Origin of the sequence: Enterovibrio makurazakiensis, assembly GCF_050336585.1 — a bacterium.
Taxonomy (GTDB): domain Bacteria; phylum Pseudomonadota; class Gammaproteobacteria; order Enterobacterales; family Vibrionaceae; genus Enterovibrio; species Enterovibrio gelatinilyticus.
The window spans coordinates 1-12,800 of record NZ_JAKJSE010000026.1 but is presented as its reverse complement, the minus strand read 5'-3'; the positions used below and the strand labels follow the sequence as shown (position 1 = coordinate 12,800).

The window sequence follows — 12,800 nt, the reverse complement described above, 5'->3', positions numbered from 1 at the left end:
AAATGTTGATTTTCTTTTTACCCCTATTTTTGGTGTTGCTGCTTATCGGCATGCCCGTATTTTTCGCCCTGTTGGCAGCACCGGGTATCATGCTTTACGTCGAAGGTATGGATCGTGATATCCCCTTGCTTTTCCGCAATATTTACAACGGTATAGATTCTTTCCCGCTAATGGCCATTCCTTTCTTCATGCTCGCCGGTGAAGTAATGAATCGTGGCGGCATCACATTAAGCTTGGTGAATTTCTCCCAATCGTTTATTGGACACGTACGTGGTGGCCTTGCGCACGTGAATGTCATGTCGAGCATGCTGTTTGCGGGCTTATCGGGCTCCGCGGTTGCAGATACCTCTGCAATTGGTTCAATGATGATCCCCGCGATGGAAAAGAACGGTTACTCGCGAAAATTTGCAGCAGCGGTGACCGCGGCGTCGTCTGTGATCGGTCCGATTATTCCGCCGTCCGGCATCATGATTATTTACGCTTACACCATGGAAATTTCCGTTGCAGCCCTGTTTGCAGCGGGCGTGATTCCAGGCTTGATGATTGGCCTAGGCTTGATGCTGCTTATCGCGGCGATGGCAAAGCGTCAGAATTTACCCATTGCCAGTGAAAAAGCGACGTGGCGACAACGCGGTAGTGCAACGAAATCAGCGTTCTGGCCGTTGCTGACCCCCGTGATCATTCTGGGCGGTATTCTGGGCGGTATCTTTACACCAACAGAAGCCTCAGCAGTGGCAGTGCTTTATACCTTAGTAGTTGGCATGTTCGTGCTGCGAACTATTTCGTTGAAGGACATTCCTGAGATTTTCACCAACAGTGCGAAATCGTCGGCGGTGATTTTACTGCTGGTGGGCGCCGCACTGGCGTTCAAAACCGTGGTGTCGCTTTCTCATGCGGCAGAAGAAATGGCCGCGTGGACGCTCACCATCAGTGAGAACCCGCTGATACTCCTATTTCTTATCAACATTCTGTTGTTCATTGTTGGAATGTTCCTCGATGCAGGGCCAGCCATCATCATTTTGGGGCCAATTCTCTCTCCAGTATTTATTAGCTTGGGCATCGATCCTGTGCATTTCGCCATCATCATGAGTGTGAACCTCACGGTGGGCTTGGCGACGCCTCCTATGGGCTTAGTGCTGTTTGTGGCATCGAGTGTATCGGGTGTGAAAGTTGAAACATTGTCACGCGCCATATTGCCGTTCCTAGCGGTTGAAGTGGCAGTGATTTTCCTCATTACGTTTTTCCCGTCTATCTCTATGACAATCCCACGTTGGTTGGGTTTGGCGTAGTGACAGAGGGACATTAACCAGCGAGAACGTGAGTTCTTACCTTAACAAGTGCAGCGAAAGCTGAGGATCACGGAAGTGAAAGGTGAAGTATGAATAAAACAGTAAATCAGGTGCGTAAAGCATTTAAGGGAAGTGCACTGGCACTGTTGGCGGGACTCATGACTACCGCAGCGTTGTCTGTTCCCGCAATGGCGGCAGACTTTAACCTTCGTGCTGTGGCGAATTCCAATGAAAACGACGAAGACTATGATGGTTTAGTTGTTTTCAAAGACTTTGTAGAGGCTCACTCTAACGGAAAAATTAAGGTCGATTTGTACATTGGTACGCAACTGTGTGGCAACGGTACTGAATGTATCCAAGCGGTTGAAGACGGTTCTGTCGACGTTTACATATCTACCTCTGGCGGTGCGGCTAACATGTTCCCGTACATTCAGGTGCTGGATTTGCCTTATGTACTTCCTGATGACCGCACGGCAGAAGCGGTGTTCCAAGGTGATTTTGTGCGTGAGCTGCGTAAAGCGATTCTCGCAGATACCGATGACAAACTTCGCCTCATGGCGATCGGTAATACGGGCGGTTGGCGCAACTTTGCCAACACCAAACGTACCGTGAAGCAACCCAGTGATTTGGAAGGGTTGAAGATCCGCACCGTGGTGGCTGATTTGCCACAAGAGCTCGTGAAAGCACTCGGCGCGAGCCCAACCCCAATCCCGTGGCCTGAGCTTTACACGTCATTCCAGACGGGTGTGGTTGAAGGGTCGAAAAACGGTATCACTGACATCATGGGTATGAAGTTCCCAGAAGCAGGGCTGAAATATGTCACGTTGGATGGTCATGCATACATGTCAGCACTGTGGTACATGAACAATGAAGCTTTCTTGGATATGCCAGTGGAATTGCGCAAAGTGATTGTTGATGGTTTCCGCGCACTGCAACAAGCGACGTTTGCCTCACCGAAGCGTAAATCTATTGCTGCGTATGAAGCATTCAAGAAATCTGGCGGTACTTTGTATGTTCCGACTCCTGCTGAAAAAGCCAAGTTTCAAGAATCTGCAGCGCCTGTTTATACATGGTTCCAAGAGAACGTAGAAGACGGCAAGAAGTGGTTTGATTTGCTTCAGGTGGAATCAGGCAAAGCGCAGAAGCAAATAGCTGACGCGGATAAAGCTGACTTGATGTAGCGGAGCTTCTAACCTCCTGACATACATTGATTGCTACAAAAAATCAGCCCATGTGGGCTGATTTTCTGTTTGTGAACGAGGGGGATTTAGCTATGGATTGCTTGGGGCTTTTTGAGTTCCGCAACAAAGGCGTTTAGCGCTGAAGCAGTTCGAATGATATGCACGGTTTTATGGCTCGATAAGCTTTCTAATTGAGAGGTGAAATCATCATTCCAAAATTTAGGGGAAAGCTTAAGAAACTTATAGCTGCCTAATGAACCTTTAAGCACTGAACTCCCATCAGGCCAACCTTCGGGTTTCACGAACAGCCCTTTAAGAAGACGCTTAGTGACAAACCAATAGCTGGTTGGGTAAGGGAGATCAATATAGATCAAGGTGTCTGCGGCTTCTAAGCGCTTGTTAAAGGAGTCTAACGGACCAAGCCCATCGATTATCCACTGATCTGAAGAGATTATGCTTTCATGCGCTTTATCAAAGATTTGGCGTTCTACAAACTCACCGTTTTTCTTGTATACGATGGCATCAAGGGGATGTAGTGGAATGCCCGTTGCCGAAGAGAGTGCTTTGCTCATGGTGGATTTACCACTGCCCGGTTTACCGAAAACGGCGACTTTGTTCATGTTATCTCCTTAACGTGAAATGATTCCCATGAGGCAGATACACAAAACCCACCTCGATGAGAAGGTGGGTTCGTAAAATATACCGTGCGCCAAGCATCCCACCATTCCTATGGAATGATGATAATTCGTACTCGTGGCGTTCTATGATTGATTTTCATGCAATCATATTTATATGGAGTAGATGAGATGTCAATGCGTTAGGTTAACTATTTGTTATACGAAACAACGTGATTGCGACACACAGTAACTGTCATGCACGGTGAAGAGTTCCTTAATAAACGAAGTGATGTTCAGCCTGTCTTGCAAGGTACAACACTCAATTGGATATTGTAGATTTTGGAGAACGCCCTAATGCCCGAAGGTGTTAGTGTGACGACTCTTGAGTCGGGTATCCGCACTAACCAATCTTTGTCCAACGCGTCATTCAATAACCATTTCCCTAGACTACCTGCCAAATGCGTTCGTCGTTCACTCCAATCTATACAGGCTTTGCACAAGGGCCGCTTTTGTTTTTCAAGCTCGATGATATCGGCACCGAGTGATTGAAAAAACTGCCTTCCTTGCTCAGTGAGCGTGGCCTCAATATGGGCATCGACAATGAGGTCTTGCGCCACGAGAGCATCGTAAAGACGGACCGCGACTTCTCCGGCAAGATGGTCATAGCAGACTCGAGCATGACGAAGACTCGGGTCGTTTGGGCCTGTTGGCACCATGGTGAGTGGCACAGTGATGTTCATTAGTTGTTCTAGTAACTCAGCGACTTGATAGTTTGCCAGCTGGAAATATTTATGCCGACCTTGTTTTCTTACGACCAATAAATCCCCCACCACTAATTTTGCCAAATGGCTGCTGGCAGTCTGCGGCGTAATATTCGCTTCTAGCGCAAGCTCGGTCGCGGTTAATGCCTTGCCGCCAAGCAGGGCAATCAACATTTTTGACCGGGCGTCATCTGCAATCAGCGAGGCGATGTGTGTGATGTTGGGTTCCATGATTCGCGTCCGAGTGCGTTTGCGCTTAAGGGATGTCATGAAAGAAGGGTAGCAACAGAAAGCCCAGTTTACTTCGACCGCGGTCGAAGCATGCGCCAATTTGCCGCGTTAGGCTGGTGGCTCAATGGATTGCAGAGGAACGTCAGTGATGAAGATTACGTGCTTGATTGAATACAAAATTGACCCTTTCAAGCTGAGTCAGTTTGAAAAGTACGCCAAGAATTGGGGCAAGATTATTCCACAATGTGGTGGCGACTTGTTGGGTTACTTTTTACCTCACGAGGGGACAAATGATGTGGCTTTTGGGCTGATCACTTTTTCTAGCCTTGCCGAGTACGAAGCTTACCGAGAGCGATTATGTTCAGACCAAGCGGGTAAGCGGAATTTTCTGTTTGCCAATAAAGAGCGTTTTATCGTCTCAGAGAAACGATCGTTTATTCGGGTTGTGGAAGCGACCTACAAACAAGATGTGAGGGTTAAAAAATGATTGCGGTAATTTTTGAAGTTGAACCTTATCCCGAACACAAAAAAGCGTATCTTGATATGGCGGCATCGCTACGAGAGTCGCTGGAGGCAGTGGAAGGATTTATCTCTATCGAGCGCTTTCAATCCATGACCAAGGAAGGACGGATATTGTCGCTTTCTTTCTGGGAGACGGAAGCGGCAATTTCGCAGTGGCGCGAGCATTTACAGCACCAAATTGCGCAGCAAGAAGGGAAGGATCGATTGTTTCGTGATTACCGAATTCGGGTTGCGGATGTGGTGAGAGATTATGGCATGGGAAAAACGCCGAACACCGACACCCACTAAGGAGAGATGCATGAGAATTGTCGCAGTATTCACCGATACACCCGAGATGCTTGCGCACCGTAAGCAGCATGGGCAAGCCCATCTGGATTTTCTGAAAGCTAACCAATCGGAAATCTTGGTGGGTGGCGGTTTGAAAGATGAAGAGGGAGGCGTGTTCGTCGGTGGTCTCTGGATCATGGAAGTCGAGAGCTTTGATCGTGCTAAGGCTATCATTGAAAGCGACCCTTACTACGTACCAGCATATAGAAGTTATACGCTAAAACTGTGGGGCAAAGCATTTGACGAACCTGTGACCATCTAGCGGGAATGCACAAGGGCGACCGTGTACACCGGTGACGGAATTGAGGTGAGAGTTTCGTCGAAGTCCGGGACACTCTCGTAATATTCTTGTTTTATCTGACGATTCAGCCTTTATGATTGATGGTGGTTTTGGCTAGTTGACCTCAAGGAAAGACAATGAGAGACATGGTTTTGCAGCATCTTCGAGAGCGCTTTCAATCACTTAATGACCTTGTAGAAACACTCGACCCAGCATTGTTTAACTCGCACCTTGAGGTGTCGAAAAACAAGACGGTGGGTGAGCATATGTGGTGTATTGTCGGCGCACGCGAAAGTTATGCAAACGCATTGTCAGTGGGGGATTGGGCGGGATTTACCTGTTCGTTATCATCCACCGAAAATCGGGGTGATGTGCAAGCAGCATTGGTGTCTTCGGAAGCAGCGTTTGAAAGTGCGCTATCACAAGTTGATGAATGGACGCTGGAACGAGAAAGTTTACTCATGTATTTGTTGGAACATGAAACTACCCATGAAGCGCAGTTGATTCGTCACTTGTATGGATTAGAGCAGACGCTGCCTGAGTCGGTGAAGTGGGCGTAGTAAGGCTCGCTAAGAGCACCAATTAGAGACAAACAAAAAAAGCACGGATGACCAAATCATCGGTGCTTTTTATCTTATTCAAACACTCTAGCGATGAGGCATCGGCGACTAAAGAAACGTACTGTTTGTCGCATCCTGCCACATGACATCGCATTTATCATTCGCCGCAGCGGTGAGCAATTCTATTAACGGGATTGCGCGATGGCCGATACTAACGGGAGATTCGATGAAGCTGTCTTCTTCGTCTTCATCGCTGCTGGTAGGCGCAGCCGCCGATTTGGTTTTTTCCGTTTCAATGGCGTCGAAAAGGTTACCCAGAGCAGCAGGAACATCTTCGGCTAAAATTGCGCCGGGCACGGTTTCGCTGTGTCCCATCATTTTCAACATCTGTAAGCCAACTTCACCAAACATGGTGATATCGGCGTAAGCCTTGCAGCTAAATCTGATCAACATACGTGTCATCCTGTTGTATGCATGGAAAGAAGACGAAGTCGCACCAAGTTCTAAGTGGCGCGACTTCTTAACCCTATGTCATCGTATCAGCTTGAGGCATCTCGACTTTGAGTAACACTCGCATCTTTCAATAGAATGTCACCATCTTCTTGCATGATGTCTTGCTGGGCATCTTGATCAGCATCTCGATTAAGCGATGTATCGACCGAGGCGGTTTCGACCTTAATTTTAAAATATTGCATGTGGTTAACGTTGTCGGGAAAGGAAACGTCTCTGCTGTCAGTATTCAGTAGTGGGATCTCCACATAGAATTTTTTCGCGCCTTTGGCGTTTTCCCAAAGCCGAATCCGCGCTGGCATCACCAGCAGCGTCACTGGCAGTTTTTCTGCAGGGGTGCCCGAGGTTTTTTTGACCTCATCAAATAGGTAGTTAGCGGACACACTCAGTAAATTCATATTGATGTCGTCAAAGCGATCGCTAAGAAACGAAATATCTGCAGACACGGTATACACACGGCCAGATTCTATGGTGCGTCCTTTGAAGTTGTGGGTGTGTGTGTCGAAGTAAAGGGTATTAAGTTGGTGTTGCCCTGCGATACCAATGGAGTCTGCTGACAATGCGACATCTTTCCCTGCGCCGGGCAGCGTTTTATCTTTGGCGGAAAACACCACTTTCCAACCATAAGGAAGTTGGTTTTTGAGTGGGGTGATGTCGTATATCCAAGGACGGAACAATACGGTTCGAGTACCTGAAAATAATGCCTGTAGTTCTCCAACGCCACCACGTTGTGCGGGAAGATCGCCTGCTACGCGTTCATTCTCGTCATAGGGGGTGAGGTGCAAGTGCGCAATGGACGGTGGGCGTACTTCGAGCAAGGAGCCAAAGTCGTCAGGACGTGGGTGACAGTAGTGGTTGCCTGTTAATCCACTGTAAATGTTGCTGTCGGGATTACTTGAAGAGGGGGACTCTTGTGTGAGTCGCGTCTTGCAGTAGGTGACCCGTCGCGAATCTGTCGGTGTACTGGTAATAACAATGGCGTTTCGTCGTGATTCCGCGGTGAATACCACGAGACTGGTCCATCGCATCGGGTTCCAATCCGCTTCGTCTTTTGTTGATGAATTACCAAATGGGTCAATATTGTTCGAATCAAAGTGATGTTCCATGCTTCCCGTTTGCATGGAATTTGAATTTGCGCCCATGTACAGGGCACCATTTCGATTCCCGTAACCATCGAAGTTAGCGAGATCGTTTGAAGAGGCGATATAGGTGATTTTGCGATGAACTTCTAACTGTCCTTGTGGATTTGGCCAACGATTGGCGTCAGCCGGGTTTCTGCTTCCTTGCTGCGCCTCCGACATAAACAAGGCCCACCCTACATTGTTGACGCCTGCGCAACCTATAAAGCTGTTGTGCATGTAATCTTCGTAACCACCAGGAAAGAACCAGCCATCAAGGCCATTCGAACGTGCCATCATGTTGATGAGTGTGTTGTAAGCGCCATCTACACCAACAAATCCATTCCAAGGCATGTGTTCTACCACAATATTGGCGAAGGCATTGTAGGATGCCCGTGCAACGGTGTAATAGTTACCAGGAAGATACGGTGTCATTTGCGACAACACTGTGTAATGGGAAATATAGTGATAGAAAGAGACTTCAACGGTTTTGGTTGCCGAAGGAAGGCCGTCTGGAACAATAACAGTGGTTGTTTGATCTGACGGTTTAATGGGTTTGTGGTACACCCGCGTCTCGCCTTGTGGGCGGGGGTTACTGGTCGTTTGTCGGTCATCGGCACTGATACCTACAGGCTTGCCTGCAAGCGTGTTTCCCACGTTGGCATAGCGTGCGATTTCTTTCCCGTCTGCGGAGAATGCGCGTACCCATCTCACCAACGGAATATCAACTGTGTCATCAAGTAATACGTCTTTTGACGTGCTGTAAGAGCCTCGGGCTGGAACGGTGATTTCGGTGTCACCAGCGCTGTTTTTGAGTCTAAATGAGGTTAAGCCGGACCAAACTTGCGGTTCGCCAAATCGTTTTTGTGGTGTTCTATTGGGCTGACCCGCCCAATACTGTGGCGATGTCGGTGGTGCTGATTTTGCAATGTCGGGTTCTGGAGGAGTGTGGCCCAAGACAATACCGTTCCCTCCGTCTCCTGGATCTTTCAAACATCCGCTAACGGCAAAATCAAATATTCGGCTTGATCCGCATTGAGTCAGGAGTCCGTCGTTGTCAGTGCCGCCAATCGGACACAGTGCGGTTGGGTGAGTGGTCACACTCTTAACGGCAGAAAAAAGCGCCTTACGTCTGACAAAACAACCTTGCCCTTGAAAGGTTCCTGCGCCGGCGGGAATAAGCAAATTCCCGACAATAGGAAAATAGCCTTTGCCCATGACAACGTGAAAATCATAACGCTCTTTGGAGGGAGGGACTAAATCACCATTGAGGTCACGCAGGCGGAGCCCCTGTTCAATTTTGATCTGGTTTCGCCGAGCCATAGCGATAACGCCAGCACGATCATCGCGCCATTTATTGCGAGCTTCAGCCTCTGAAAGACCGATGGATTCGAGGTTGAAGGTGATTTCCCCTGTTTCTAGAATGCTACGGATCCAGCCGGTGAGGAAAACAATAATTCGTTCTATGAGAGTGACTGTGGCGCGGACGGGCGTCATCAGCGTTCGCCAAACACCTTGTTGCTTGAATAAATTGAACATTGTCCCTTTGCCTTTTAAAAGAAGTGCCAAAGAAACTGTACATTAGTGATTGGTTGTTTGTTGTCTGATAATCGTGACAATAAACCTATCAGGCAATCAGAGTATGTGTGAGGCTTTGTATTTTTTCTTTGTAATGTTGGGCGTTAGTGAAAAGCCGGACTCATAAGAGTGTGGGGTTAGCGCTAATATACCCAAACAACCTGAACTCTGCATCTTGAGGTTGATTGGGTATATTTTGATTAAATCATTGAAATCAGACAGTGCATTATAAATGTCTGCACTGTCTGATTTATTTGTCATTACTGAGTCAGGAAATCGCGCTTTGTTACCCGCCAGCTCGTTGCGTAGCCACATGATTTGCAATGATATCCATCAGAGCTGGCGACAAGCAATCATAAGGCTCGAGGCCAAGTTCTTTTAGTCGGTCACGAATAGCTGGCATTTGCTCTGGGGGCGTACCTGCTTCAATGATTGAGGAAACAAATGCGGCAAATTCTGGTGCTGACCAACCTTGCTCATTTGATAGTTCGGTATGGACAAAATCCAGACCATAAAATGGATGATTACTATCTTCAATTCGCCCAACCATGTGGACGCCACAGTCTTGGCATGCATGGCGTTGAATGGCAGCGTTGGCATCAATGATGTGCAGCTTGTCCGCTCCTTGCTCGATCGCGACGCTGTCTTTTGAGACGACGGCAATCTGTGAGAAAAGCGCGTTTTCAGGTTTCCAGCACTTTGAACAACCGCAGACATGGTTAAATGCGGTTTGTGCGGAAACATTAACGACGACAGGATCTGATGCGCATTTGCACGTGAGTTTTCCGCCGGCAAATCCGTCAACGTCGATGTGTTGAACGCCGTTGTTAACAGCGGGATGGATTGAGATTGTCATAGGGAACACCTTAGCAATGAGACTTCGAATTCCTTTCCACATTGTGTGACCTCAATGTTGAAATGCATGGACTCAACGCACATGCTTAATGCTGCACATCGAGTTTCCATTTAATCCTAATCCCAGAGTTATGGTGTGGGTACGGGTACTTCTGCAAAACAGTGTTGTGAAATTAAGCAGAGCATCTGTAGCCTATCTATATCTTAAAGGTAACTGTTTGTTGGAGTGGGTGTTGTTCCGCCGCATCATAAAATGAGGAGTGAAAAAAGCACCGCTTAGCGGTGCTTATAAAGTGACAAGATCATCTCGAATGTAATATTTTTTGTGAAGGAGTACTCAATTTACGTCGAATCGATCGTTATTCATCACTTTGGTCCATGCCATAACAAAATCATCAACAAATTTTTGTTGCGCGTTGTCTGAGGCATACACTTCGGCAATAGAACGTAACTCGGCGTTTGAACCAAAAATCAGATCAACGGGGGTTGCGGTCCATTTTTGGTCGCCAGAGGTACGGTCATGCCCAACATAGATACCTTCTTGGTCTGCAGAAGGTGACCACTTGGTGGACATATCTAACAGATTGATGAAGAAGTCATTGTTGAGTGTGCCTGGTTTGTTGGTAAACACGCCATTGTCAGATCCGTTGCTGTTGGCATCTAAGGCTCGCATGCCGCCCACCAGTACCGTCATTTCTGGTACGGTTAGTGTCAGCAAGTCTGCACGTTCTACCAGCATTTCAGCAGGGGAGCGATAGTTCTTGGTGCCGTCATAGTAGTTGCGGAAACCATCAGCTGTCGGTTCGAGCACAGCAAAGGACTCGACATCAGTCATGGCTTGTGTGGCATCCATTCGCCCAGGCGTAAATGGTACGTCAGTCGGGTAACCTGCGTCTTTCGCTGCTTTTTCAATCGCCGCATCACCGCCTAGCACAATGACATCGGCAAGAGAGACTTGGGTATCACCAGCGTTTTTGTTGAATTTCTCCTGAATGTTTGTGAGCGTGTTTAGGACTTTCTTTGTCTCTTTAGGATCATTCACGGGCCAGTCTTTTTGAGGAGCCAGCGCAAGACGAGCACCGTTCGCGCCACCACGCATATCTGTGCCTCGGTAACTGGCTGCAGCTGCCCATGCAGTTCTTACAAGCTCGGGAACAGTGAGGCCGGAAGCAAGAATACTGGCTTTAATGGTATTGGCTTGTTGTTCGGTGATCAGAGGGTGATCAACGGCTGGGATAGGGTCTTGCCACACAAGAATCTCTTCTGGAATTTCAGCACCGATGTAGCGGGCGCGAGGGCCAAGATCACGGTGATTTAGCTTGAACCATGCTTTGGCAAAGGCCAGTTCAAATTGCGCAGGGTCTTCACGGAAACGTTCTGCGATGGCACGGAACTGAGGGTCTTCTTTGATGGCAATATCCGTCGTAAACATGATTGGAGCGTGGCGCTTACGAGGGTCGTGCGCATCTGGCACCAATTGCGCTGCTGCTTTTGAATCCGGGATCCATTGTTTTGCACCAGCAGGGCTTTCCGTTAACACCCAGTTGAAGTTGAAAAGGTTATCGAGATAATTAGTCGTCCATTGTGTTGGGGTTACTGTCCATGCGCCTTCAAGACCACTAGTGACGGTATCACCGCCTTTTCCTGTGCCACATTTGTTTTTCCAGCCGAAGCCTTGTTCTTCAACGGCAGCGCCTGCGGGAGCAGGGCCTACGCACTCTTCGGGTTTGTGAGCACCATGTGCTTTACCGAATGTATGACCGCCAGCAATAAGTGCAACGATCTCCTCGTCGTTCATGGCCATTCGACCAAACGAATGGCGAATATCTTTGGCTGCAGCGAGTGGGTCGGGGACACCGCCTGGGCCTTCTGGGTTCACATATATCAGCCCCATTTGCACGGCAGCTAACCCTTCTTTTAGCTTGCCATTTTCGTCTCGCCGCTCGTCAGCAAGCATTTCCTCTTCTGGTCCCCAATACACGAGGTCTGGCTCCCAGTCGTCTTCACGACCTCCGGCAAAACCAAAGGTTTTAAAGCCCATGGCCTCAAGAGATACATTGCCTGTTAATGCCATGAGATCAGCCCAAGACAAGCTGGCACCGTATTTTTGCTTAACGGGCCATAGCAGACGCCTAGCTTTGTCTAAGTTACCGTTGTCCGGCCAGCTGTTGAGTGGGTCAAAACGCTGTTGACCACCGCCAGCACCGCCTCTCCCATCGTTCACGCGATAGGTGCCTGCCGCATGCCATGCCATGCGAATGAAAAAAGGTCCGTAGTGGCCATAGTCCGCAGGCCACCAATCTTGCGAGGTGGTGAGAACAGTGGCAATGTCCTTTTTGACTTGGTTGAGGTCAAGGGCTTCGAATGCAGTGGCGTAATCGAAGCTTTCACCATAGGGGTTGGAGGAATTGTCGTGGTCACGGAGTGGCGCTAGGTTGAGTTGATCTGGCCACCAGAATTGATTTGATTTTGGCTCTCCTTGAGAAAAAGCGGGAGCAGCCACAAGCAGGCTTGTTAATGTTATTGAAAGTAACGTGCGCTTGAACATATTTATCTCCTTTATATTCTTGCGTGTGTTATGAGAATTGGTGAGTGATTGAATTAAACTCTCATGTTTCTTCGTGTGTTCATGAAAGGGTTGATGTTATTTAATTTTCCTGCCTCAGGTTCCAATGTAAGAGTATGTCTTAATTTGTATTCACTACATCTGAGGGGATGAAGCGATTTCTGTTGAATTCGAACCATGGTGAAGACTTTATTAAGTGTCAACTGGCTGTTTATCAATGATTAAGTCGAACCACATACATTTGTCATGCCAGATTGCATGCCGCGAAATGTCCAAAAAAGCACTCACTGTGGTGATTGTAGGAGGAAAATTGAAAATATATAAAAGGAATTATTTCGATGGCTTCGATTGAAAAAATAAATAATATGCGTGTGACTTTTTTATTGGCTGTATTAACTTATTAAT

At 47.9% G+C, this 12,800-nt stretch carries 12 protein-coding genes; 6 read left to right on the top strand and 6 right to left on the bottom strand.

Annotation, left to right across the window (positions count from 1 at the left end; all coding sequences use genetic code 11):
- Positions 1-2 precede the first annotated feature (2 nt).
- Together L4D06_RS19180 and L4D06_RS19175 are read left to right on the top strand one after the other, a co-directional pair.
- Positions 3-1,289: a TRAP transporter large permease gene (locus L4D06_RS19180; protein ID WP_274164584.1), complete on the top strand. Its 1,287-nt coding sequence runs from the start codon at positions 3-5 to the stop codon at positions 1,287-1,289.
- An 89-nt stretch (positions 1,290-1,378) separates the two neighbouring features.
- Positions 1,379-2,470: a TRAP transporter substrate-binding protein gene (locus L4D06_RS19175; RefSeq protein ID WP_274164583.1), complete on the top strand. Its 1,092-nt coding sequence runs from the start codon at positions 1,379-1,381 to the stop codon at positions 2,468-2,470.
- An 86-nt stretch (positions 2,471-2,556) separates the two neighbouring features.
- Here the strand turns inward: L4D06_RS19175 and L4D06_RS19170 are convergent, their stop codons facing one another.
- A complete protein-coding gene (locus L4D06_RS19170) occupies positions 2,557-3,090 on the bottom strand; it encodes a P-loop NTPase family protein (RefSeq protein WP_429740735.1) in 534 nt (177 codons plus the stop codon).
- 290 nt (positions 3,091-3,380) lie between these two features.
- Positions 3,381-4,079, bottom strand: a complete 699-nt coding sequence (locus L4D06_RS19165) for an ArsR/SmtB family transcription factor (protein WP_429740734.1) — start codon at positions 4,077-4,079, stop codon at positions 3,381-3,383.
- A 148-nt stretch (positions 4,080-4,227) separates the two neighbouring features.
- Here L4D06_RS19165 and L4D06_RS19160 point away from each other — a divergent pair, with 148 nt between their 5' ends.
- The 4 genes from L4D06_RS19160 to L4D06_RS19145 all read left to right on the top strand — a co-directional run bounded on the left by L4D06_RS19160 (position 4,228) and on the right by L4D06_RS19145 (position 5,768).
- The gene (locus L4D06_RS19160) at positions 4,228-4,566 is read left to right on the top strand and encodes an NIPSNAP family protein (RefSeq protein WP_429740791.1); all 339 of its coding nucleotides are present in this window, start codon (positions 4,228-4,230) and stop codon (positions 4,564-4,566) included.
- On the top strand, positions 4,563-4,889 hold the full coding sequence (locus L4D06_RS19155) for an antibiotic biosynthesis monooxygenase family protein (protein WP_429740733.1): 327 nt from the start codon (positions 4,563-4,565) through the stop codon (positions 4,887-4,889). The genes L4D06_RS19160 and L4D06_RS19155 overlap by 4 nt, the downstream gene beginning before the upstream one ends.
- Before the next feature lie 10 nt (positions 4,890-4,899).
- Positions 4,900-5,190: a YciI family protein gene (locus L4D06_RS19150; protein ID WP_429740732.1), complete on the top strand. Its 291-nt coding sequence runs from the start codon at positions 4,900-4,902 to the stop codon at positions 5,188-5,190.
- Between the two features lie 155 nt (positions 5,191-5,345).
- The gene (locus L4D06_RS19145; protein WP_429740731.1) at positions 5,346-5,768 is read left to right on the top strand and encodes a hypothetical protein; all 423 of its coding nucleotides are present in this window, start codon (positions 5,346-5,348) and stop codon (positions 5,766-5,768) included.
- A gap of 108 nt (positions 5,769-5,876) precedes the next feature.
- On the opposite strand, the gene L4D06_RS19140 is transcribed toward L4D06_RS19145, so the two are convergent.
- The 4 genes from L4D06_RS19140 to katG form a co-directional block, all read right to left on the bottom strand.
- A complete protein-coding gene (locus L4D06_RS19140) occupies positions 5,877-6,221 on the bottom strand; it encodes a DUF1840 domain-containing protein (RefSeq protein ID WP_274164577.1) in 345 nt (114 codons plus the stop codon).
- A gap of 86 nt (positions 6,222-6,307) precedes the next feature.
- Positions 6,308-8,935: a hypothetical protein gene (locus tag L4D06_RS19135; protein ID WP_429740730.1), complete on the bottom strand. Its 2,628-nt coding sequence runs from the start codon at positions 8,933-8,935 to the stop codon at positions 6,308-6,310.
- A 325-nt stretch (positions 8,936-9,260) separates the two neighbouring features.
- A complete protein-coding gene (gfa, locus tag L4D06_RS19130; protein WP_429740729.1) occupies positions 9,261-9,830 on the bottom strand; it encodes an S-(hydroxymethyl)glutathione synthase in 570 nt (189 codons plus the stop codon).
- A gap of 336 nt (positions 9,831-10,166) precedes the next feature.
- Entirely contained in the window at positions 10,167-12,377 is a 2,211-nt protein-coding gene (katG, locus tag L4D06_RS19125; RefSeq protein ID WP_429740728.1) for a catalase/peroxidase HPI, read from the bottom strand.
- Positions 12,378-12,800: the final 423 nt, after the last annotated feature.